Source organism: Massilia sp. 05N420 (assembly GCF_056397205.1).
Genome location: NZ_JBFTMX010000056.1, coordinates 12,464 through 33,399, shown reverse-complemented (window position 1 = coordinate 33,399; position 20,936 = coordinate 12,464). Strand labels below are relative to the sequence as shown.

Sequence of the window (20,936 nt, the reverse complement as noted above, 5' to 3'; positions counted from 1 at the left end):
TTTTCATTGTTTAATTCAGACGCTAGCGCATATGTCGAGTCACAGCACCATCAGCAGGCGCGGTTTCGGCAAGCTGGCAGCCGCCTCGCTGCTGCTGCCGGCGGCGTTGTCAAGCCAGGCGGCCACGCGTCCGCGCACCTCTCCCATGAAACACCTGATCAAACCTCCCCGCCTCAACAAGGGCGACCTGGTCGGCCTGATCGCACCGGGCGGCTACACCAGCGACGCCTCGATCCAGAAGGCCGTGAAAAACATCGAAGCGCTGGGCTTCCGGGTCAAGCCGGGCAATTACCTGCGCGAGGTCTGGGGCAATTACGGCGGCACGGTCGCGGCCCGCATCGCCGACCTGCACGGCATGTATCGCGACCCCGAGGTGAAAGCCATCTGGGCGATCCGCGGCGGCTCCGGCTGCATCTCGCTGCTCAAGCACCTGGACTTCGACCTGATCCGCAAGCACCCGAAGATCCTGCTCGGCTACTCGGACATCACGGCCCTGCACCTGGCCATCCACCGCCACGCCGGCGTGGTGAGCTTCCACGGCCCGGTGGCCTCGAGCACGCCGTCCGATTACTCGAACCAGCACATGCTGGCGGTGCTGATGGATCCGCGCGCCAGCTACACGATCCCGATGTCGGCGGAGAATGCGCGCCGCGCGCTGCAGGAGCCGCAGTACGCGATCCGCACCGTGCATGGCGGCGTGGCCACCGGCCCGCTCATGGGCGGCAACCTGTCGCTGGTGAGCGCGCTGGCCGGCACGCCCTATGCCGCCGATTTCCGCGACAGCCTGCTGTTCATCGAAGAGGTGAACGAAGAGCCCTACCGGATCGACCGCTGGATGACGCAACTGGACCTGGCCGTGGGCCTGGACAAGGCGGCCGGGGTCATGATCGGCATCTGCGAGAACTGCGGTCCGCAAGGTCAGGGCTCGTCCTTGAGCCTGGATGAAACGCTCGACGTGCACCTGCAGTCCCTGCACGTGCCGGCGGTGAGCGGCTATTCCTTCGGCCACATCCGCAACCAGTTCACGATTCCGGTGGGCGTGCGCGCTACCCTCGATACGGCGGCGCAGACTTTGACCTTGCTGGAGCCCGCGGTAAGCTGATTCAGCGGGCGTTGAAGACCATGCAGGTGGTGGTCGCATGCGCATACAGCCTGCCCTGCGCATCGACGATCTTGCCTTCGGCGGTGGCCAGCTGGCGGCCGCAATGCAGGACGGTGCCGATCGCACGCAGCGGCCCGCCGTCCAGGCGCGCGCCGCGCACCAGGTTCACGCTCAGTTCCGCCGTGGTGTAGGCCTGGCCCGGCTCCAGGCTGGTCTGCACAGCGCAGCCGACCGCCGAATCGAGCAGGGTGGCGTACCAGCCGCCGTGCACGGTGCCCATCGGGTTCAGGTGCTTCTGCTGCGGCGTGCCCTGGAAGACCGCCTCCCCGCGGCTGACGTCGACGAGGCGGAAGTCCAGGGTCTCGGCGATCGGCGCGTAGGGAAAGCGGCCTTCGAGCAGGGCCTGCATGATGGCCAGGCCCGTCATCGAACGCGCCTGATCGGCCGGCACCACGCCGGCACGCGCGCTGTTCCGCTCCGCCCGTGCCCGCACTTCCTCCAGCTGCCGCTGCCATTGTTCCATCGTCGCCTGTGCGTCCATGCCGCCTCCTTTTCATGATCAAAGGAGCATTCTGCACCGGCGGCGCCAAGTCTGCTGGCGGCGGCTTCAGCTGCCCAACAGCGTCCTGCAGCGGCTCACCAGGAATTCGCGCAGCACCCGCACCGCCGGCGACACCTGCTTGCGGTTCGCCACCAGCATCGTCAGCGGCGCATTGACGCCTTCCCACTCCGGCAGGATCAGGCGCAGGCGGCCGCTGGCAAGGTCGGCATGCACGTCGAGGCGCGAGCGGTAGCAGATGCCGAGGCCCGCCAGCGCCCAACGTTTGACGATCTCGGAATCGTCGGCCACGCGGTCGCCCTGCACGGCGATCTCGATCTCCTCGTCTCCCTTGCGGAAGCGCCAGCGGTCGTTGACGGCTTCGTCCAGCATGAAGCACAGGCAGTTGTGGTCTTCCAGTTCGCGCGGCGAGGCCGGCACGCCATGCCGCGCCAGGTAGGCGGGCGACGCGCACAGCACGCGCCGGTTCTCCGCCAGCAGCGGCAGCGCCACCATGCTGGATTCCGGCTGCACGCCGAAGCGTAGCGCGATGTCGACCGGCTCGCGGTAGATGTTGGCGAGGCGGTCGGTGAGTTGCAGCTTCAGCTTCACGCCCGGATAGCGCGCCTGGAAATCGTTCAGCCAGGGCAGCACCACGTGGCGCCCGAGGTCGGAGGGCATCGAGATCTGCAGCTGGCCTTCGATGGCGTCCTGACCGGCCCGTACTTCGTCTTCCGCTTCGCGCAGGCCGTCGAGTAAAGGCTTGCTGCGCGCGAGCAGGCGCTCGCCGGCCAGGGTCAGGCGCATGCTGCGCGTGCTGCGGATGAACAGGGCCGCGCCGAGGTCGGCCTCCAGGCGCTTCAGGCTGGCGCTGGCCACCGCCGGCGAGGTGTCGAGCATTCTTGCGGCGGCCGACAGGCTCCCCTGTTCGGCGGTGGCGACGAAGGTTTCCAGGTCCTGCAGCTTCTTGATTTTCAAGATTTCTTTGAAAGTGATATCCGGATTGCCCAGTTTATCAAAAAGCCGCGGCTGGTCAGAATGGCATCCATCGCATCGTTATTTCGACAAGGAGCCTGCACATGAAAGCCATCGGATACCAGAACAACCTGCCCATCGACCAAGCTGAGTCGCTGGTCGACATCACGCTGCCGGACCCGGTCGCCGAAGGCCACGACCTGCTGGTCGAGGTGCGCGCGGTGTCGGTCAATCCGGTCGATACCAAGGTGAGAAAGAGTGCAAAGCCGGAAGCGGGGCAGTGGAAGGTGCTGGGCTGGGATGCGACCGGCGTCGTAAAAGCCGTCGGCCCGGACCTCACGCTGTTCAAGCCGGGCGACCGCGTCTGGTACGCCGGCTCGATCGCCCGCGCCGGCAGCAACAGCGAGCTGCAGCTGGTCGACGAGCGCATCGTCGGCCGCATGCCGGCCTCGCTGGATTTCGGCGCCGCCGCGGCGCTGCCGCTGACCGGCCTGACGGCCTGGGAGATGCTGTTCGACCGTCTGCAGGTGCCACGCGACGATAGCGGTAAAGGGAAGACGCTGCTGGTGATCGGCGCGGCGGGCGGCGTCGGCTCGATCCTGGTGCAGCTGGCGAGCCAGCTCACGCAATTGACCATCATCGGCACTGCCTCGCGCCCTGAAACGCGGGAATGGGTGCGCGAACTGGGCGCGCATCACGTGATCGATCACAGCAAGCCGCTGGCTTCGGAAATTGCGGCCGCCGGCCTGCCCCAGCCGGCGTACGTGGTCAGCCTGACCCACAGCGACCAGCACTTCGACCAGGTCGTCGAGGCCATCGCGCCGCAGGGCAAGTACGCGCTGATCGACGACCCGACCACGCCGCTCGACATCATGAAATTCAAGCGCAAGGCGGTGTCGCTGCACTGGGAGCTGATGTTCACGCGCTCGCTGTTCAATACGCCCGACATGATCGAGCAGCACCGCATCCTGGATCGGCTGGCGGAGCTGGTCGATGCGGGGACGATCCGCACCACGGCGAACGAAAACTTCGGGCGCATCAATGCGGAGAATCTGCGGCGGGCGCATGCGCTGATCGAGTCGGGGCGGGCGCGCGGGAAGATCGTGCTGGAAGGGTTTTGAAGCGGTGATCAGAAACGATGCTGGATGCCGGTGGTGATACCGCTTTGCGTCGTCCCGCTGCCCGGCTCGTCACGCGACAGGCCGACCCGCTGGCCATGCTCGGCCCTGGCGTGGGCCGCTACCAGATAGAGGTCGGTGCGCCTGGACAGGGCGTACAGCGCGCGTGCCACCAGCATGGTCGGGTCGGCATCCCGGGCTGCCGGCAGGTTCCTGGTGTTGATGTGGTAGGCGGCACCGGTCAGCGTCACCTTTCCTGCCACGTAGGTGATACCGCCCCAATAGGTATCGCCGCGCACGTCCGCGGTCGCGGCCCTGCTCGCCTGCAGCTTGTAACCGCGCATGGCAGCGGTGTAGCGCCACCGGCCGGTCTGGTAGCTGGCGCCCAGGTGGAAAGCGGTGCTCTTGTCGCGATTGCCCGTGGCGGCAACGGTGCTGCCGTTGATCTGCTCGTAGGCGGCCATCAGGCCCAGGCCATTGGAAAGCCAGGAGCCGCCCACTGCATACTTGCGGCCGTCGGCCGCGTTGCCGGCCTGTTCGCCCAGGCCGATGCTGGCGCCATAGGTGAAGCCACTGCTATGGCCGGTGTACTTGACCAGGTTGTCGAAGGCGGTCGTCATGCCGTACTTCGAGGGGCCGGTCGCGGAGCCGGTGGTGGCCCACGAATACCTGGATGCGTAGCCCAGCGGGTCGAACTTGCCAACCAGGTCATAGGTCGTGGTGAAGGAACGGCCGATGACCACGCGGCCGAAGGCACCTTCCAGGCCCACGTTGGCCTGGCGCTTGAACAGCGGGCCGTCGGTGGCGCCGGTGTCCATCAGGATGCCGCCCTCGAGGTTGAACACCGCCTTCAGGCCGTCACCCAGCTCTTCGCTGCCGCGCAGGCCCCAGCGCGCGGTGTTCTTGCCACCCGAGATCACCCGTACCATGCCGCCGTCATTGGCGCCGCTGTGGTTTACGGCTTCCACGCCGGCATCGACCAGGCCATAGACCTGCACCCTGCTCTGGGCATTCGCGGAATTGTTCAGGAAAAGCGCTGCCAGGACGGCGAGCGCGAGGGCCGACTTCTTCATATTGTCTCCGGGAGTAGATGTGATGCACGGCTGGTTCTTGCCGGCTGTTAGGCCGCCGGCTTCGAGTCCGCTGGTTACTGCACGCCCAGGACTACGCGCCGGCAACCCTGGGCCTGGTGTGGGGGAGGTGTCAGCGCACCGTCGGACGGCGCGCCAGCGCCACAGCCTCGGGCTCCGCTTCATGCTTCCGGGACGAGCCGCGATACAGGATACAGGTGGCGAACAGGCCGCACAGCGCCGCAGCCGTCAGCCAGTAGCCCGGGGCAGCCTTGTCGCCGGTCTGCTGAATCAAATAAGTCGATACCGCCGGCGTGAAGCCCCCGAATACGGCCGTGGCGAGGCTGAAGGCCAGCGAGAACCCGGCGACGCGGATTTTCTCCGGCATGACTTCGGTCAGTGCCGCCATCGCGGCACCGTTGTACATGCCGAAAAAGAACGAGAACCAGAGCAGCACCATCAGCATGCGGGCGAAGCTGGGTGCGGAAGCCAGCCAGGACAGCGCCGGGTAGGCGGTGCAGATGGCCAGCAGGGTAATGGCGATCATGATGGCGCGGCGCCCGATCCGGTCCGACAGCGCGCCGCCGACCGGCAGCCAGAAGAAGTTGGACAGCCCGACGAACAGGGTGACGGCCAGGCTTTCCGCGGTCGACAGTTTCAGCACCGTCTTGCCGAACGTCGGCGTATAGACAGTGATCAGGTAGAAGGTGGTGGTGGTCATCGCCACCAGCATCATGCCCGCGATGACGGTCTTCCAGTTCTGGAGCATGGTCCGGTACACCTCTCCGGCGGATGGGCGGTGCGTGCGTGCCTTGAACTCCTCCGTTTCCGTCAGCGAACGGCGCAGGAAGAAGATGAGCGGCACGATCATGCAGCCGACGAAGAAGGGAACGCGCCAGCCCCAGGCAGCGATTTCATCCGCGCTCAGCCATTTGTTGATCCCGTAGCCGAGTGCTGCCGCCACGACGATGGCAACCTGCTGGCTGGCCGATTGCCAGCTCGTATAGAAGCCTTTGCGTCCCGGCGTGGCGATTTCGGCGAGATACACCGAGACGCCGCCAAGCTCGGCGCCGGCGGAGAAACCCTGCAGCAGCCGGCCGACCAGCACCAGGGCCGGCGCCAGCAGGCCGATGGTCTGGTAGCCGGGAACGCAGGCAATCAGGACCGTACCGCTGGCCATGATGGCGAGCGTGACGATCAGGCCCTTGCGCCGCCCCACCCGGTCGATGTAGGCTCCGAGGACGATCGCGCCGAGCGGCCGCATCAGGAAGCCGGCACCGAAGACGGCGAAGGTCATCATGAGCGAGGCGAATTCGCTGGCCGCAGGGAAAAATACCTTCGAAATATAGGTGGCATAAAAGCCGAACAGGAAAAAGTCGAACTGTTCCAGGAAGTTGCCGCTGGTGACGCGCAGGACCGCGCCGATGGTCGAGCCGCGGCTGGCCCTGCCGTGTGCGTGTGCCGAAGGTGTATGCATGCTGTTGTCTCCTTGTGTTGTATGCATGGCGCGCGGCGGTCGGCCGCGCGCGAATTAATCCGCGCCCAGGTTCGGTCCTTTCGCCTGCCGCTTCTCGATGGCGGCTTTTAACAGGGATGCGGAACGATAGATGCCATGTGCAAACTTGCCGTAGGGGAGTGTTGCAAACAATGCCATCACGACACCGAGGTGCAGGGCGAGCAGCAGTGCCATCGAAGCCGTGTCGCGCCAGGCCAGCAGGGCCAGCCCGGTGATGCTGATGAGCAGCAGCAGCACGATGAAGCCGCGGTCCATCGGCCGCTGCGCCGTGTCGCCGTGGTTCGGGTCGCGGCGCAGGTTCAGCCACAGCAGTCCGGCCGGCCCGATCAGCAGGCCGATGCCGCCCGCGGTGCCGAGCAGCACCGGCACGCTGAAGAAGGGGTAGGGCGCTTCCAGTCCGAGAACATAATGGTAGAGCGTGGCCACCGAGGTGGCGGCGAAGCACAGCATGAAGCCGTAGAAGGTGGCATGGTGGAAGCGGCGCCGGGCCAGGGTGAAGCCGTCGTCGGCCTCGTTGCAGCCCTCGCCGTGTCCGCCGTCCAGGTAGGTGAGCGTCAGGACATTCTTGGTCGCTTCGGCCACGGCGGGCGCCGTCGCCGTGCCGGCCTCGACGTCGCGCCAGAAGCCGGTCACGCCAATGCCGAGGGCAAGCACCGCGAATCCGAACACCGCGCCGAACATGGCGGCAAGCTGGTTGTGCGGGAAGATCGCGTAGAAGTTGCTACCCGACGGGGAGGCGCCGAGGCCGCCGTTGGCCATGACGGAAAGCACCAGGAACAGCGCCAGGCTGGCGGCCAGGGCCAGCGCCACCGCCAGGCCGTTGCGCTTGTAGAGCGCGCCGGCGGCGGCCGGCCAGGCATAGGCCGAATAGGTATCGAGGCGTACCTTGGCCATTGCCTTCGGGACGTTCACCGCGAATTCATGAGGCGGTGCGTATTGGCACGAGTGGTAGCAGGCTCCGCAGTTGTGACACAGGTTCGCGAGGTAATGCACGTCGGCCTTGCCGAACTCCAGCCGGCGCGTCATGGCAGGAAAGACGGCGCAGAACCCTTCGCAGTACCTGCAGGCGTTACAGATCTGCATCTGGCGCGCGACCTCGGTCTCGTTGTCGGTCATGCGGGCAATCGGAATGACCCGCGAACGGCCCGTTGCCGCGGGCAGCGGCGATGCGCTGTCGTGGGCCTCGCGGACCAGTGCTTCAAGCTTCTGCATGTTGAACTCCAGAATGGCGCGATGTTGCTTGCGTTGCCTGTGCCGCCTGTGCGGCCTGGCTGCCGGCAATGCGGCCGAAGGCGGTGCCGATGGACATCCCCACCCCTGCCGTGTAGCCCTTGCCCAGCACATTGCCGGCCATCATTTCGCCGGCGACGAACAGGTTGTCGCTGGGCTGTCCGTCGAAGTGGACCTGCGCCTTGTCGTTGACCTTCAACCCCAGGTAGGTGAACGTCACCCCCGGCCGCAAGGCGTAGCCGTAGAATGGCGCGGTGTCGATCGGACGCGCCCAGTGGGTCTTGGGCGGGGCCAGTTGCTCCGTATGGCAGTCGTCCAGCCTGGTGTGATCAAAGGTGCCGGTGCGGCAGGCCGCATTGTAGGCGCTGATCGTGGCGACGAATTCGGCTTCCGGCAGGCCCAGCTTCCTGGCCAGTTCGGGCAGGGTGTCGGCCTTCTCGCCCGGGAACACCGGCGGCATGAAGCGGCCGACCGCCTTGGCGTCGATGATGGAATAAGCGATCTGCCCCGGCTGCTGGGCGACCAGGCGGCCCCAGATCGCATAGCGCTTCGGCCAGAAGTCCTCGCCCTCGTCATAGAAGCGCTGCGCATCGCGGTTCACGACCACGCCCAGCGACACGCAGTCGATGCGGGTGCAGATGCCGCCGTCGTACAGGGGCGCGCGGGCATCGATGGCAACCATGTGCGCCTGGGTCGGATCGCCGATCTTGTCGGCCCCGGCGTCGATCATGAACTTGAGCAGGTTTCCACTGTTGAAGCGCGTGCCACGGATCAGGAAATTATCTGCCGGCCATTCACCGCGCTCGTTCTGTCCCCATGCTTCGCGCAGCCATTCGCGGTTGGACTCGAAACCGCCGGCAGCCAGGACGCAGGCCCGGGCTTGGAAGCGTCGGCTGCCGCTGCGTGCGGCGACGAACCTGCCGCCCTCCAGTTCGATCGCGTCCACCGGCGTGTCGTACAGGACGTGCACGCCGAGCGCCTCGGCGCTGCGGTAGTAGGCATTTACGAGCGCCTTGCCGCCACCCATGAAAAAGGCGTTGGTTCGGGCCACGTGCAGGGCGCCGGACAGTGGCGGCTGGAAGCGCACGCCATGTTTCTGCATCCACGGGCGGCAGGTGGACGATGCGCGGATGGTGAGGCGCGCCAGGTGCTCGTTGGTGATGCCGCCGGTAACCTTGAGCAGGTCTTGCCAGTATTCTTCTTCCGGGTAGGCCTCCACGAGCACGTCCTGCGGACCGTCGTGCATGCAGCGCAGGTTGCGCGTATGTTGGGAATTGCCGCCGCGCCATTCGCGTGGCGCCGATTCGAGCAGTAGTACCGAGGCGCCTGCTTCGCGCGCCATGAGGGCTGCGCACAGCGCCGCATTACCCCCGCCAATGACAAGAACGTCAACCATCCTCGCCGTCTCCTTGATGATATCGAGAGGCGACTGTAGACGTCAGCAGTTTCTGCCGCTATCACATGCGCGGCAATAGGTCTTCAGTTTTTGTGAAGACTTGGTTCGCGCAGCGTCGCGCCCGGCCAGCGGCCGTCCGCCACCAGGGCCCTTGCGACCTCGATAAGCAGGACGCGCGCGGCCAGTCCGGCCGGCGACAATTCGTCGTCGGACACACTGACGATGAGGTTGGGCCGGGTCGCATCGCTGTCGGCGACCGGGACACTGGCCAGCTCCGCGTTTTCCGCCCGCGCCAGCGCGGCACCCGGCTGGATCGTGGCGCCTATGCCACCACGGACCGCATCCATCAGCATCGCCAGGCCGTCGACTTCGGCCGCGATGTGCGGCTCGTACTTGGCGTGCCTGAACGCCGTGTCCAGCAAGGACCGCAGTCCGTGCTTGCTGGTCGGCAGTACCAGTGGCAGCTCGCCCAGTTGCCCAAGCCGCGCTTCCCCGTCCTGGGGCATGCCAGGCAAGTTGGTGTGTCCGATCACGAACAGCTGCTCATCGAGGACCGGCAACACGCTCCAGCGTTGCGCCGGTTCTTCCTTGAACAGGATCGCCAGGTCGATCTGGCGTGCGCCGAGCATCGATGCGAGGTGTCCGGACAGGCTTTCCACCATCCGCAGCCGCACATGCGGATAACGCTCGCGCATCGCCTTCATGAAGGCCAGCCCCATGACGCCGGCTGTGCTGGGCGCCATGCCGACGCTGACGTGGCCGGAAAGGCGGGCTTGGCGAGCGGCGACGGCGGCGTCGTCGATGTGGCGCAGTGCGAGTTGGGCCTGGCGCAGGAACGCAATACCCGCGTCGGTCGGCACCACGCCGGTGGAAGTACGCTGCAGCAGCCGCGTCGAGAGCTCGTTCTCCAGCCGTGTGATCTGCTGGCTCAATGCGGACGTGACCAGTCCGAGTTCGAGCGCCGCCTTGCCGATGCTGCCGTGTTCGACCACGCTGGCAAAATACCGTAGCTGCCGTATTTCCATGGATTCCTTGATAGTCCTTAGCGCAGTGCGCGCGTCATGTAGCTGATGTCGTGGCTCGCATCGTCGATCCTCACCATGTCGGCGATGCGCGCGATCGTGGTGAAGCCCGAATGCAAATAGAGTTCGACGGCTGGATGATTGTCCGAAAGGACCTCGAGGTCAATCCAGGCCAGTGCAGTATCGCGCCGCGCCCAGTCGACGGCAGCATCGACCAGCCGCGCCCCAAGCCCACGCCGGCGCCGGGCGCGATGCACGCCCATCCCCAGCATCGCGCGATGCCGCGCCAGCGGTTCCGGCCGCGCACGCAAGTCGATGTGACCCGCGATCGAGCCGCGGCTATCGACCGCCAGCCACAGGCGGCGCCAGCCCGGCTCGCCGACCGGGATGGCGAGACCTTCGATGAAGGCCACCTTCAGGCCGGGCGGGAGCTGCGACTGCGCCCTCGACAAGGGCTGGAACAGCGGGGCGCCATCACGACCGTTGTCGCGCAAATGATCGTCCAGGTAGACGAAGAAGGGCGGCAGGTCGGCCGCACCTGCCGGCCGGATGTTCACAGCGCCCGCGCGATCAGGATCTTCTGGATGTCGCTGGTGCCTTCGTAGATCTGGCACACGCGCACATCGCGGTAGATGCGCTCGACCGGGAAGTCGGCCACGTAGCCGTAGCCGCCGAACACCTGCATGGCGCTGGAGACGACGCGCTCGGCCATCTCGGAGGCGAACAGCTTGGCCATCGCCGCTTCCTTCAGGCAGGGCAGGCCCGCGTCCTTCATCGATGCCGCATGCAGGATCAGCTGGCGCGCGGCCTCGATCTGCATCGCCATCTCGGCCAGGCGGAACTGCACGGCCTGGTGGTCGAAGATGGCGGTGCCGAAGCTCTCGCGTTCCTTCGCATAGGCCAGCGCTGCTTCGAAGGCCGCGCGCGCCATGCCGACCGATTGCGAGGCGATGCCGATGCGTCCGCCCTCCAGGCCGGACAGGGCGATCTTGTAGCCTTGCCCTTCTTCGCCGATCAGGTTCTCGGCCGGGATGCGGCAGTTCTCGAACACGATCTGCGCCGTATCCGACGAGTGCTGGCCCATCTTGTGTTCGATGCCGGCGACGATGTAGCCGGGGGTATTCGTCGGCACCCAGAAGGCGCTGATGCCCTTCTTGCCGGCAGCTTTATCCGTGACGGCCATGACGATGGCGACGTCGCCGTTCTTGCCRCTGGTGATGAACTGCTTGGTGCCGTTGATGATGTACTCATCGCCATCACGGACGGCGGTGGTGCGCAGGGCGGCGGCATCGCTGCCGGTATGCGGCTCGGTGAGGGCGAAGGCGCCCAGCATCTCGCCTTGCGCCAGCGGGCGCAGCCACTTTTCCTTTTGCGCCTCGTTCGCGTACATCATCGCGATCGAGCATACCGGGCAGTTGTTCACCGAGATGATGGTCGAGGTGCCGCCGTCGCCGGCCGCGATCTCTTCCAGCACCAGGGCCAGCGACACGTAGTCGAGGCCCGCGCCGCCGTACTGTTCCGGCACCGCGACACCGAAGGCGCCCAGCTGGGCCAGTTCCTTCAGTTCCTCTTTCGGAAAATGCTGCTCGCGGTCCCAGCGCGCTGCGTTGGGTGCGAGGCGCTCCTGCGAATAGCTGCGCAGGGCGTCGCGGATCATCTGGTGTTCTTCGCTCAGAATCATATGTCTCGTATCGTTATCGTTGTTCGTGACGGCTTACCAGCTGATCGGTGTACCGTCGTGGTTCAGGAAGGCGCCGTTCTTCGAGGCGTCGGCCCCGGCCAGGGTGGCGCGCAAGGTGCGCACGCTTTCTTCGACGCTGAGCGGGGCGCCGGCGCCGCCCATGTCGGTCTGCACCCAGCCCGGGTGGAAGCTGAGGCAGGTGACGCCTTGCGGCCCGAAGCTCAGCGCGGCGTCCTTCAGCACCGAATTCAGTGCCGCCTTGCTGGCGCGGTACAGCGAGCCGGAGGCATTGCTGCGCTCGCCGATCGAGCCCATGCGCGAAGAGATCACCGCCAGCCTGCCGCGCGCGTTCGCCACCAGCGGGCCGACGATGGGCAGCAGGCGCATCGCCGCCAGCACGTTGGTGTGCATGACGGCGTCGAACTCCTGCTGGGTCGGAAAGCCGTCGTGGCGCGGACCGTAGACACCGGCCACCAGCCAGGCGTGATCGATCTTCTCGTCGTCCAGTTTCCATCCCAGGCCGCCGATCGCTTCGGGATTGGTCACGTCGAGCTGGTGGGCTTCGGCGCCCAGTTCGCGCAGCGCGTCGCAGTCCTGCGGTTTGCGGGCGGTGGCGATCACGCGCCAGCTGTCGGCGCGGTACTGGCGCACCATTTCGTGGCCGATGCCGCGCGAGGCGCCGATGATCAGGGCTGTAGACATGAAAATTCTCCTTCAATTCCGTGGGGTGGGCACGGGGTGCCCACCCTACCACGATGCATCGTGTACTGCTTACACCATCTCGATCGCCATCGCGGTCGCTTCGCCGCCGCCAATGCACAGCGAGGCCACGCCGCGCTTGCCGCCGGTCTTCTTCAGCGCGCCCAGCAGGGTGACGATGATGCGCGCGCCCGAGGCGCCGATCGGGTGGCCCAGCGCGCAGGCGCCGCCGTGGATGTTGACCTTGCTGTGCGGGATGTCGAGGTCGCGCATGGCGGCCATCGGCACCGCGGCGAAGGCTTCGTTGATCTCGAAGAGGTCGACGTCGCTGGCCTTCCAGCCGGTCTTTTCGAACAGCTTCTTCATCGAGCCGATCGGCGCGGTGGTGAACAGGTTCGGTTCCTGGGCGAATGTAGCGTGGCCGACGACGCGGGCGATCGGGGTCAGGCCCAGCTCCTTGGCGGTCGACTCGCGCATCATGACCAGGGCGGCGGCGCCGTCGTTGATCGACGAGGACGAGGCGGCGGTCACGGTGCCGTCCTTCTTGAAGGCGGGCTTGAGCGACGGGATCTTGTCGATCTTGGCCTTCAGCGGGCCTTCATCCTTTTCGATGATCTGTTCGCCCAGGCGGTTGGCGACGGTCACCGGCGCGACTTCCCATGCGAAGCTGCCGTCGTTGTTGGCGGCTTGCGCGCGCTTGACGGATTCGATCGCGAAGTTGTCCTGCTCTTCGCGGGTGAACTGGTAAGTCGCCACGCACTCTTCGGCGAAGGTGCCCATCGAGCGGCCTTCGCCGGTCTTTTCGTTGCGCGAGTAGGCGTCTTCGAGGCCGTCCAGCATCATGTGGTCGAACATCGGCGCGTGGCCGATGCGGTAGCCGCCGCGTGCTTTCGGGATCAGGTAAGGGGCGTTGGTCATCGACTCCATGCCGCCGGCGACGATCACGTCGGCGCTGCCGGCTTTCAGGGCGTCGTAGCCGAAGATCGCGGCCTGCATCGCCGAGCCGCACATCTTGGAGAGGGTCACGGCGCCGGTGGACATCGGCAGGCCGGCCTTGATCAGTGCCTGGCGCGCCGGGGCCTGGCCCTGGCCGGCCATCAGGCAGTTGCCGAAGTAGACGTGTTCGACCTTGATTGGGTCGACGCCGGCGCGTTCGACGGCGGCCTTGATCGCCACCGCGCCCAGGTCGCTTGCGGTCTTGGAGGAGAAATCGCCCTGGAAGGCACCCATCGGGGTACGGGCTGCGCCGACGATAACGACTGGATCATTCATTGTAAGGTCTCCAAGTTGGAAGATGGCGGACTGGCCGCCGGGTTAAATGGGTGAAAACGGATCTGCTGCGGATACGGGAACACGTCCTCGACCACGCCGGCCTGGATGCGTTCCTTGTGCGACTGCCACCATGCGCGCGTGAGAAGTTCTGCGTGATGGCGCATGAAGACTGCGCGGATCTTCGGGTTGGCGAGCAGGAAGCGTTCGAACTGCTCGGGAAACACGTCGTGCCGGCCGATCGGGTACCAGGGCTCGGCGGCCATCTCGTCCTCTTCGTTGCGCGGGGCCGGGATGTCGCGGAAGTTGCAGTCGGTGAGGTACTCGATCTCGTCGTAATCGTAGAACACGACGCGGCCGTGGCGGGTGACGCCAAAATTCTTGTACAGCATATCGCCTGGAAAAATATTCGCGGCGACCAGGTCGCGGATCGCGTTCCCGTACTCGAGCACGCCGTGCTCGAGGCGGGCTTCGTCGCCGCTGCGCTCGGCGTCCTGCAGGTACAGGTTCAGCGGCACCATGCGGCGCTCGATGTACAGGTGCCTGATGACGACGCGGTCGCCCTCGATCTCGAGCAGCGAAGGGGCGTCGCGCCGCAGCTGGTCCAGCAGCTGCTCCGGGAAGCGCGCCAGCGGGAAGGCGACGTCCGAGTATTCCAGCGTGTCGGCCATGCGGCCCACGCGGTCGTGGTGCTTCACCAGCAGGTATTTTTCCTTGATTCTCTCGCGCGTGGTTTCCTTCGGCGGCGGATASCAGTCCTTGATCRCCTTGAACACRWASGGGAAGGACGGCAGCTCGAACACCAGCATCACCAGGCCGGGAATGCCGGGGGCGATGCGGAACTCGTCCGAGCTGTGCTTCAGGTGCTGCAGGAAGTCGCGGTAGAACAGGGTCTTGCCCTGTTTCTGCAGGCCGAGCACGGTGTAGAGTTCGCTTCTCGGTTTCTTCGGCATCAGGCTGCGCAGGAACTGCACATAGCTCGACGGGACTTCCATGTCGACCAGGAAGTAGGCGCGCGTGAACGAGAACAGGATCAGCACCTGCTCGGGTTCGGTGAGCACGGTGTCGAGGACCAGCCGCCCGACGCGGTCGTGCAGGACCGGAATGACGAAGGGGACTTCGCGCGCGCCGTTGATGGCGCGGCCGACGATGTAGGCACCCTTGTTGCGGAAGAACAGGTTTGAGAGCACCTGCAGCTGCTGGTTCGGTTCCGCCTTGTCCAGCCCGAACTTCTCGACCATGCGCCGCTCGACCAGGGCGACGTCGCGGTCGAGGTCGGCGAACGGGCAGGCCAGCTGGAAGTTGGTGACGATGCGGCGCAGGGCGAAACGCAGGCCGTCCGCCCGCGGGTAGTAGACGCGGTAGGTCGGCTGCGGTTCATCGGTCTCGATATAGTCGGTCGAGACGGCCGGGCGCACGAAAATGAAATCGTTGCGGTAGTAGCGGCGGTGCAGGATGTGGCAGCTGACGGAGTTGAAAAAGCTTTCCGCCAGCTCGGGACGCTTGTGGCCGGTCAGCAGGCCGATATAATGCAGCTTGGTCTCGCGCCAGGTCTCGTCGTTGAAGTCCCCGGGCGCGTAGGCTTCTTCGAGGACGTGCACGCACTCCTGCACGCGCTTGTCGTAGAAGTCGATGCGCTCACGCGCGGCGCGCTGGGCGGTGCTCCAGTCGGCCTTCTCGAAATAGCCCTTGGCCGCCTGGCTGGCCTGGCGGAACAGCGAGTAATGGCGGTCGAAGCCGTCCAGGATGGTCCGCGCGATGTCGAAGGCGACCTGCGACGAGAGCAGTTTGGGGAAACTTGCCTGGGTCATCGGTTTTCTGCGCGGTGGAGGGTGGACGGGAATATTGTAAGGCTGGACGTTTACTGCGGGGAGAACCCCAGTATTTCTACTAGCTCTACCGTCGTTCCCGCGGAGGCGGGAACCCAAGTTCTGCATGAGTAGTCGGAACGCACACAAACCTGGATCCCCGCCTTCGCGGGGACGACGTTCATGAGCCGCGGGAACGACGTATTCGGGGTGCGGGCCGGCAGCGGTCTTTTCGACTCTATGCACCAGCCCGCGTCTCCTCTCCGCTCTCTGCGTTGAAGCCTTTAGTCGATCAAGCCGTCTCGCCGAACAGCTCGCGGCCGATCAGCATGCGGCGGATTTCGCTGGTGCCGGCGCCGATTTCATACAGCTTGGCGTCGCGCCACAGGCGGCCGACCGGATACTCGTTGATGTAACCATTGCCGCCCAGGGTCTGGATCGCTTCGCCGGCCATCCAGGTCGCCTTCTCGGCGCTGTACAGGATGGCGCCGGCGGCGTCCTTGCGCAGGGCGCGCACGGCGGCCGGGTTGTCGGCGCGGTCGCAGGCCTGGCCGACGGCGTAGACGTAGGCGCGGCAGGCCATCATGGTCGAATACATGTCGGCGATCTTGCCCTGCATGAGCTGGAACTCGCCGATGGCCTGGCCGAACTGCTTGCGCTCGTGGATGTAGGGGACGACCACGTCCATGCAGGCCGACATGATGCCCAGCGGACCGCCGGACAGCACGGTGCGCTCGAAGTCCAGGCCCGACATCAGCACGTTGACGCCTTTACCGACGCCGCCCAGCACGTTCTCGACCGGCACTTCGCAATCCTGGAACACCAGTTCGCCGGTGTGCGAGCCGCGCATGCCCAGCTTGTCCAGCTTCTGCGCGATCGAGAAGCCTTTGAAACCTTTTTCGATCAGGAAGGCGGTCATGCCGCGCGCGCCGGCTTCGATGTCGGTCTTGGCGTAGACGACCAGGGTGTCGGCGTCCGGGCCGTTGGTGATCCACATCTTGGTGCCGTTCAGCACGTAGCGGTCGCCCTTGAGCTCGGCGCGCAGCTTCATGCTGACGACGTCGGAACCGGCGTTCGGCTCGGACATGGCCAGCGCGCCCACGTGTTCGCCCGAGATCAGCTTGGGCAGATATTTACGTTTTTGTTCTTCGCTGCCGTTGCGCTTGATCTGGTTGACGCACAGGTTCGAGTGGGCGCCGTAGGACAGGCCGACCGAGGCCGAGGCGCGCGAGATCTCTTCCATCGCGACGATGTGGGCCAGGTAGCCCATGTCGGCGCCGCCGTATTCCTCGCTCACGGTAATGCCCAGCAGGCCCAGCTCGCCCATCTTCTTCCACAAATCCATCGGGAACTGGTCGGTACGGTCGATCTCGGCCGCGCGCGGGGCGATTTCGCTCGCCGCGAACTGTTGCACTGCTTCGCGCAGCGCGGCGATGTCTTCGCCGTGGTCAAAGGTCAAGCCTGGAAGATGCAGCATGTCGTCCTCTCGTGTCTCGTGTGTCGTTATGGCTGGATGGCGGATGGCTAGACCGGATGATAGCGCGGAGTGACGTTAACGTAAACGTCAAGCGACATGCGGCGTTGCTCTTTCCATGACGACAAGGTGTTGCCGCAAACAGGACGTTCTTGTCAGGCGGCGTCGCGCTGCGAATCGGCGGGTTGCGGCGCGGTGCCCGCCTCGGCCAGCAGGCGCCGGCATTCGTCCTCGTGGACGGCGATCTCGGCCAGCGACATCTCGATGTCGGCGCGTTGCTGCTCGAGGGTATCGCGCTGGTGGGCCAGGACGCCGAGGAAGCGGTTGATCTGGGCCACGGTGTCCTTCGGCGTTTCGTACATGTCGATGATGCTCTTGATCTCCGACAAGGTCAGACCCAGGCGCTTGCCGCGCAGCGTCAGCTTCAGGCGCGTGCGGTCGCGCGGGGTGTAGACGCGGTTGCGGCCGCCCTGGCCTTCGCGCATCGGGCTGAGCAGCCCCTGGTCTTCATAGAAGCGGATGGCGCGGGCGGTAATGTCGAATTCGCGTGCCAGTTCGGCGATGGTGTAGGTCGGGCCCATATTATTCTGCATAGTCGAAAATCACATAGAATCGCAGTCTGCGCTTTTGTTTCCGTTTACGTCAACGTCAATGTTGCATGCATTGTAGCCTGCGGCGCCCGCCCAACACGAAAGATTCTCCGCATGAACCTTCTCGAATCCCAGCTGTCCTATCCCTTCGGCGACGACATCCCGGCGCCCGGCACCGTGCACGAACTCGCGCCCGGCCTGCGCTGGTTGCGCATGCCGCTGCCCTTCGCCCTCGACCACATCAACCTGTGGCTGCTGGACGACCGCGCCGGCGACCGGGCCGGCTATGCGCTGGTCGATTGTGGCGCCGGCACCGACGCTACCCGCGCCGCCTGGGAACAGGTGATCGCCGGGCCGATGGATGGCCGGCCGCTGCTGCGCGTGTTCGCGACCCACTGCCATCCGGACCACGTCGGCTTGTCCGGCTGGCTGTGCGAGCGTTTCGCGGCGCCGTTCTGGACCAGCGCCGCCGAGTTCGGCTTTGCGCGCATGATGGCGGCCGCGCTGCCGGGCGTGGACGGCCCGTCGGCGATTCCCCACTTCCAGCGCCACGGCCTGCTGGACGCCGGCCTGCTGGCGCAGATGCAGGGCCGCCGCAATTACTACCCGAGCCTGGTGCCGGCCGTGCCGCCGAGCTATACGCGGCTGCAGGATGGCCAGCGTGTGAAGATGGCCGGCCGTGAATGGCGCGTGATCACGGGCTTCGGCCACTCGCCCGAGCATGTGTCGCTGTATGCGGAGGAGGGCAGGATCCTGATCTCCGGCGATATGGTGCTGCCGCGCATCTCCACGAATGTCTCGGTGTTCGCGGTCGAGCCGGAAGGCGATCCGCTCACACAATATCTGGCTTCGCTCGACAAGTTCGCCGATCTCCCGGAGGACACCCTGGTGCTGCCCTCGCACGGCAAACCCTTCCGCGGCCTGCACGTGCGCATCCGGCAGTTGCGTGAACACCACGCGGCCCGCCTGGAAGAGGTGCGCGCTGCCTGCACCGAGCCGCGCTCCGCAGTTGACATTGTTCCGCTGATGTTCCGGCGCCAGCTCGACGGCCACCAGCTCGGCTTTGCGATCGGCGAGGCCCTGGCCCATCTGCATGCGCTCTGGTACGCCGGTATCCTCACGCGTGTAACCGGCGCCGACGGTGTCATCCGCTTCGGATTGGCCTGATTTCGGTCCTGTTTCTTTCATATGATGTCTTGCAGGCAAGCCTTGGGCTTGCCTTTTTCGTTTACACGACTGAAATCCGACAAGCAAACGTTTTCTTTTTCCTGTAGGATATTTTTCACACTTACCTATTCTCTTGGCCCAAAGCGCGATAATTGCTGGACAGCACTGTGAGAATTGGTCAATACTCACACGTTTGTTACTTTCAGACTTTTCATCTGTTACACAAGGTCTGAACCATGGAGAAACCATGACGGCCCTGCATGAACCACTAGTACCACCGATGAATTCGACTAACGAGCGCGAAAGCTTCAGCGAACGTCTGCAGCAAGCCTTGAAGAATGCCCATTACTCGCCGGACAGCCCGACGCGGCTGGCGCGCGAATTTAACATTCGCTTCGAAGGCCGGCCGATCACGGTCCACGCCGCACGCAAATGGCTGGTCGGCGAAGCCATCCCGACCCAGGAAAAACTGCGCATGATCGCCCAGTGGCTGGGCGTGCCGGCCGACTGGCTGCGCTTCGGCGGCTCCGAAAACGCCCCGGCCGGCGGCGAAACCGCCGATGCATCGGCCCGTTTCGAATCGGCCGACGTCAAGCTGATCGCCGACCTGCAGCGCCTGGACGAGCACCACAAGCAGCTGGCACGCGAGTTCATCCGCATGCTGGTGCGCATGAACCACCAGCCGAAGTAAGCCCTGCCTGTATGGCATTGCGGCCCGCCCGGAGCACGTCCGGCCGGGCCGTTGTCTATTTATTCTCTACTGCAATTTTTCTTCAACGGGACGGGACAAACTGCCGAGTCTCGCGCATAATCTACCTGCTACTGGCGCCCGCCAGCGTTATCGGTCATATAAGGATGCAGTGCCCTCATGATTAATAACTACAGCAGTACCGCGCAGTTGAAAGACCTCATGACCGCGCCGCCGATGACGGCGGCCCAACACGCAGAAATCATGCGCAAACGTAACGAGCAGCGCAGAAAAATCGAAGACGCAAGAGAAGCAAGGGAGGCAGAGCAGGAGCGCTACGGAGAACCCCGCTAGTCAGGCGGTGTCGTTCTTCATGCCCGCCCAGCGCGGCGCGAGCTCGTTCTCGATGCCCAGCAGGTCGATGACGCGCGCGACCGTGTGGTCGACCATCTCGGCGATGCTGCCCGGGTTGTTGTAGAAGCTCGGCAGGGGCGGGAACACGATGCCGCCCATCTCGGTGACGGCCGTCATATTGCGCAGGTGCGCCAGGTTGAACGGCGTCTCGCGCACCATCAGCACCAGGCGCCGGCGTTCCTTCAGGATCACGTCGGCCGCGCGTGCGATCAGGTTGTCCGACAGCCCATGCGCCACCGCGGCCAGGGTCTTCATCGAACAGGGGGCGATCACCATGCCGTCGGTCTGGAAGGAACCGCTGGCGATGGAGGCGCCGATCTCGCGGTTCTTGTGCACCACATGGGCGAGCGCTTCCACGTCGCGCCGTTGCAGGCCGACTTCCTGATGCAGGGTGAGGGAAGCGGCGTCGGAAATGACCAGGTGGGTCTCGACGCCGGGAATCGCGCGCAGCCGCTCGAGCAGCCGCACGCCGTAGATCGCGCCGGTCGCGCCGGTGATGGCGACGACGATCCGGCGAGGGCGATCAGCCATTCTTTTTCAGCAGGGTCTGCAGTTCGCCGGATTCGTACATCTCGGTCATGATGTCCGAGCCGCCGACGAATTCGCCGTTCACATACAGTTGCGGGACGGTCGGCCAGTTCGAGAATTCCTTGATGCCCTGGCGGACTTCCGCATCATCGAGCACGTTCACGGTGGCGATGTTGTCGACGCCGCAGGCTTTCAGGATCTGGATGGCGCGGCCGGAAAAGCCGCATTGCGGGAACTGGGCGGTGCCCTTCATGAACAGCACGACCGGCGTGTTGGTCCTCGTCGTCCCCGCGAAGGGGGGGACGACGTTGGGTGTTCAATGTCTTTCCCAGGCAGACAGCCTCGGCCCGGCCAACATACTTGCCGTAGTTGGGAATGACAAGATAGCCATGCTTCCCATAAAACCCTACCGCCCGCGCATTCACCCTGCGCGTCTCCAGCCAGACTTCGGTGTAGCCGAAGGCTGAAGCCTGCCGCTCCAGCGCCGCCAGTAAACACCGTCCGGCACCGCTCCCGGGCCGCGCATACATCCGCTTCAGCTCGGCCACGCCATCGGCCAGCGGCCGCAGCGCCCCGCAACCCACCGCTCGCCCATCCGCATCGCGGGCAAGCAGGAAGCAGGCGCGCTCGCCGCGCACGTCGGCCGCATCG

General features: G+C 65.3%; 22 protein-coding genes. 5 read left to right on the top strand and 17 right to left on the bottom strand.

Annotation, left to right across the window (positions count from 1 at the left end; translation table 11 throughout):
* The first annotated feature begins 31 nt into the window (after positions 1-31).
* Positions 32-1,102 (top strand): S66 peptidase family protein, encoded by a 1,071-nt coding sequence (locus tag AC1DIX_RS25240; protein ID WP_477328101.1) that lies wholly within the window; start codon positions 32-34, stop codon positions 1,100-1,102.
* Between the two features lies 1 nt (position 1,103).
* On the opposite strand, the gene AC1DIX_RS25235 is transcribed toward AC1DIX_RS25240, so the two are convergent.
* Complete coding sequence (locus tag AC1DIX_RS25235; RefSeq protein ID WP_477328100.1) at positions 1,104-1,643, bottom strand: PaaI family thioesterase; 540 nt, start codon at positions 1,641-1,643, stop codon at positions 1,104-1,106.
* Between the two features lie 66 nt (positions 1,644-1,709).
* Positions 1,710-2,618, bottom strand: a complete 909-nt coding sequence (locus tag AC1DIX_RS25230; RefSeq protein ID WP_477328099.1) for a LysR family transcriptional regulator — start codon at positions 2,616-2,618, stop codon at positions 1,710-1,712.
* A 101-nt stretch (positions 2,619-2,719) separates the two neighbouring features.
* Here AC1DIX_RS25230 and AC1DIX_RS25225 point away from each other — a divergent pair, with 101 nt between their 5' ends.
* Complete coding sequence (locus AC1DIX_RS25225) at positions 2,720-3,736, top strand: zinc-binding alcohol dehydrogenase family protein (RefSeq protein ID WP_477328098.1); 1,017 nt, start codon at positions 2,720-2,722, stop codon at positions 3,734-3,736.
* 8 nt (positions 3,737-3,744) lie between these two features.
* Here AC1DIX_RS25225 and AC1DIX_RS25220 read toward each other — a convergent pair whose 3' ends face one another.
* From AC1DIX_RS25220 to AC1DIX_RS25165, 12 genes are all read right to left on the bottom strand, one after another.
* Positions 3,745-4,806 carry a porin gene (locus AC1DIX_RS25220; protein ID WP_477328097.1) on the bottom strand — a complete coding sequence of 354 codons (1,062 nt, stop codon included), beginning with the start codon at positions 4,804-4,806 and terminating at the stop codon, positions 3,745-3,747.
* A gap of 130 nt (positions 4,807-4,936) precedes the next feature.
* Entirely contained in the window at positions 4,937-6,280 is a 1,344-nt protein-coding gene (gene tcuC, locus AC1DIX_RS25215) for a tricarballylate/proton symporter TcuC (RefSeq protein WP_477328096.1), read from the bottom strand.
* 54 nt (positions 6,281-6,334) lie between these two features.
* A complete protein-coding gene (tcuB, locus tag AC1DIX_RS25210) occupies positions 6,335-7,531 on the bottom strand; it encodes a tricarballylate utilization 4Fe-4S protein TcuB (protein ID WP_477328095.1) in 1,197 nt (398 codons plus the stop codon).
* A complete protein-coding gene (gene tcuA, locus AC1DIX_RS25205; protein WP_477328094.1) occupies positions 7,518-8,945 on the bottom strand; it encodes an FAD-dependent tricarballylate dehydrogenase TcuA in 1,428 nt (475 codons plus the stop codon). The genes tcuB and tcuA overlap by 14 nt, the downstream gene beginning before the upstream one ends.
* 83 nt (positions 8,946-9,028) lie before the next feature.
* Positions 9,029-9,970: a LysR family transcriptional regulator gene (locus AC1DIX_RS25200; protein WP_477328093.1), complete on the bottom strand. Its 942-nt coding sequence runs from the start codon at positions 9,968-9,970 to the stop codon at positions 9,029-9,031.
* A 17-nt stretch (positions 9,971-9,987) separates the two neighbouring features.
* Complete coding sequence (locus tag AC1DIX_RS25195; RefSeq protein ID WP_477328092.1) at positions 9,988-10,524, bottom strand: GNAT family N-acetyltransferase; 537 nt, start codon at positions 10,522-10,524, stop codon at positions 9,988-9,990.
* Positions 10,521-11,648, bottom strand: coding sequence for an acyl-CoA dehydrogenase family protein (locus AC1DIX_RS25190; protein WP_477328091.1), 1,128 nt, complete (start codon positions 11,646-11,648; stop codon positions 10,521-10,523). Before AC1DIX_RS25190 ends, AC1DIX_RS25195 begins: the two co-directional genes overlap by 4 nt.
* Positions 11,649-11,681: 33 nt before the next feature.
* A complete protein-coding gene (locus AC1DIX_RS25185; RefSeq protein ID WP_477328090.1) occupies positions 11,682-12,350 on the bottom strand; it encodes an SDR family oxidoreductase in 669 nt (222 codons plus the stop codon).
* A 69-nt stretch (positions 12,351-12,419) separates the two neighbouring features.
* The gene (locus AC1DIX_RS25180) at positions 12,420-13,619 is read right to left on the bottom strand and encodes an acetyl-CoA C-acyltransferase (protein ID WP_477328089.1); all 1,200 of its coding nucleotides are present in this window, start codon (positions 13,617-13,619) and stop codon (positions 12,420-12,422) included.
* On the bottom strand, positions 13,616-15,427 hold the full coding sequence (aceK, locus tag AC1DIX_RS25175) for a bifunctional isocitrate dehydrogenase kinase/phosphatase (RefSeq protein WP_477328088.1): 1,812 nt from the start codon (positions 15,425-15,427) through the stop codon (positions 13,616-13,618). Before aceK ends, AC1DIX_RS25180 begins: the two co-directional genes overlap by 4 nt.
* A gap of 289 nt (positions 15,428-15,716) precedes the next feature.
* Complete coding sequence (locus AC1DIX_RS25170; protein ID WP_441935228.1) at positions 15,717-16,901, bottom strand: isovaleryl-CoA dehydrogenase; 1,185 nt, start codon at positions 16,899-16,901, stop codon at positions 15,717-15,719.
* A gap of 152 nt (positions 16,902-17,053) precedes the next feature.
* Positions 17,054-17,479 carry a MerR family transcriptional regulator gene (locus AC1DIX_RS25165; RefSeq protein WP_441935229.1) on the bottom strand — a complete coding sequence of 142 codons (426 nt, stop codon included), beginning with the start codon at positions 17,477-17,479 and terminating at the stop codon, positions 17,054-17,056.
* Positions 17,480-17,602: 123 nt separating this feature from the next.
* On the opposite strand from AC1DIX_RS25165, the gene AC1DIX_RS25160 reads away from it, so the two are divergent.
* The 3 genes from AC1DIX_RS25160 (at position 17,603) to AC1DIX_RS25150 (ending at position 19,697) form a co-directional block, all read left to right on the top strand.
* Positions 17,603-18,655: an MBL fold metallo-hydrolase gene (locus tag AC1DIX_RS25160; RefSeq protein WP_477252252.1), complete on the top strand. Its 1,053-nt coding sequence runs from the start codon at positions 17,603-17,605 to the stop codon at positions 18,653-18,655.
* A gap of 280 nt (positions 18,656-18,935) precedes the next feature.
* A complete protein-coding gene (locus AC1DIX_RS25155) occupies positions 18,936-19,346 on the top strand; it encodes a hypothetical protein (RefSeq protein WP_441935231.1) in 411 nt (136 codons plus the stop codon).
* Between the two features lie 177 nt (positions 19,347-19,523).
* Positions 19,524-19,697, top strand: a complete 174-nt coding sequence (locus AC1DIX_RS25150) for a hypothetical protein (RefSeq protein ID WP_477252250.1) — start codon at positions 19,524-19,526, stop codon at positions 19,695-19,697.
* Here the strand turns inward: AC1DIX_RS25150 and AC1DIX_RS25145 are convergent, their stop codons facing one another.
* The 3 genes from AC1DIX_RS25145 to AC1DIX_RS25135 are packed head-to-tail and all read right to left on the bottom strand — an operon-like array spanning position 19,698 to position 20,923.
* Positions 19,698-20,288: a UbiX family flavin prenyltransferase gene (locus AC1DIX_RS25145; protein ID WP_441935233.1), complete on the bottom strand. Its 591-nt coding sequence runs from the start codon at positions 20,286-20,288 to the stop codon at positions 19,698-19,700.
* Positions 20,281-20,538, bottom strand: coding sequence for a Grx4 family monothiol glutaredoxin (gene grxD, locus AC1DIX_RS25140; protein ID WP_477328087.1), 258 nt, complete (start codon positions 20,536-20,538; stop codon positions 20,281-20,283). Before grxD ends, AC1DIX_RS25145 begins: the two co-directional genes overlap by 8 nt.
* Complete coding sequence (locus AC1DIX_RS25135; protein WP_477328106.1) at positions 20,432-20,923, bottom strand: GNAT family N-acetyltransferase; 492 nt, start codon at positions 20,921-20,923, stop codon at positions 20,432-20,434. The genes grxD and AC1DIX_RS25135 overlap by 107 nt, the downstream gene beginning before the upstream one ends.
* Positions 20,924-20,936 lie beyond the last annotated feature (13 nt).

Coding starts and splice junctions, on each gene's coding strand:
- grxD (WP_477328087.1), bottom strand. CDS start 20,538: ATGAAGGGCACCGCCCAGTTCCCGCAATGCGGCTTTTCCGGCCGCGCC.
- AC1DIX_RS25145 (WP_441935233.1), bottom strand. CDS start 20,288: ATGGCTGATCGCCCTCGCCGGATCGTCGTCGCCATCACCGGCGCGACC.
- tcuC (WP_477328096.1), bottom strand. CDS start 6,280: ATGCATACACCTTCGGCACACGCACACGGCAGGGCCAGCCGCGGCTCG.
- AC1DIX_RS25185 (WP_477328090.1), bottom strand. CDS start 12,350: ATGTCTACAGCCCTGATCATCGGCGCCTCGCGCGGCATCGGCCACGAA.
- AC1DIX_RS25150 (WP_477252250.1), top strand. CDS start 19,524: ATGATTAATAACTACAGCAGTACCGCGCAGTTGAAAGACCTCATGACC.
- AC1DIX_RS25200 (WP_477328093.1), bottom strand. CDS start 9,970: ATGGAAATACGGCAGCTACGGTATTTTGCCAGCGTGGTCGAACACGGC.
- AC1DIX_RS25240 (WP_477328101.1), top strand. CDS start 32: ATGTCGAGTCACAGCACCATCAGCAGGCGCGGTTTCGGCAAGCTGGCA.
- AC1DIX_RS25180 (WP_477328089.1), bottom strand. CDS start 13,619: ATGAATGATCCAGTCGTTATCGTCGGCGCAGCCCGTACCCCGATGGGT.
- AC1DIX_RS25220 (WP_477328097.1), bottom strand. CDS start 4,806: ATGAAGAAGTCGGCCCTCGCGCTCGCCGTCCTGGCAGCGCTTTTCCTG.
- tcuB (WP_477328095.1), bottom strand. CDS start 7,531: ATGCAGAAGCTTGAAGCACTGGTCCGCGAGGCCCACGACAGCGCATCG.
- tcuA (WP_477328094.1), bottom strand. CDS start 8,945: ATGGTTGACGTTCTTGTCATTGGCGGGGGTAATGCGGCGCTGTGCGCA.
- AC1DIX_RS25155 (WP_441935231.1), top strand. CDS start 18,936: ATGAATTCGACTAACGAGCGCGAAAGCTTCAGCGAACGTCTGCAGCAA.
- AC1DIX_RS25235 (WP_477328100.1), bottom strand. CDS start 1,643: ATGGACGCACAGGCGACGATGGAACAATGGCAGCGGCAGCTGGAGGAA.
- AC1DIX_RS25165 (WP_441935229.1), bottom strand. CDS start 17,479: ATGGGCCCGACCTACACCATCGCCGAACTGGCACGCGAATTCGACATT.
- AC1DIX_RS25225 (WP_477328098.1), top strand. CDS start 2,720: ATGAAAGCCATCGGATACCAGAACAACCTGCCCATCGACCAAGCTGAG.
- AC1DIX_RS25160 (WP_477252252.1), top strand. CDS start 17,603: ATGAACCTTCTCGAATCCCAGCTGTCCTATCCCTTCGGCGACGACATC.
- AC1DIX_RS25170 (WP_441935228.1), bottom strand. CDS start 16,901: ATGCTGCATCTTCCAGGCTTGACCTTTGACCACGGCGAAGACATCGCC.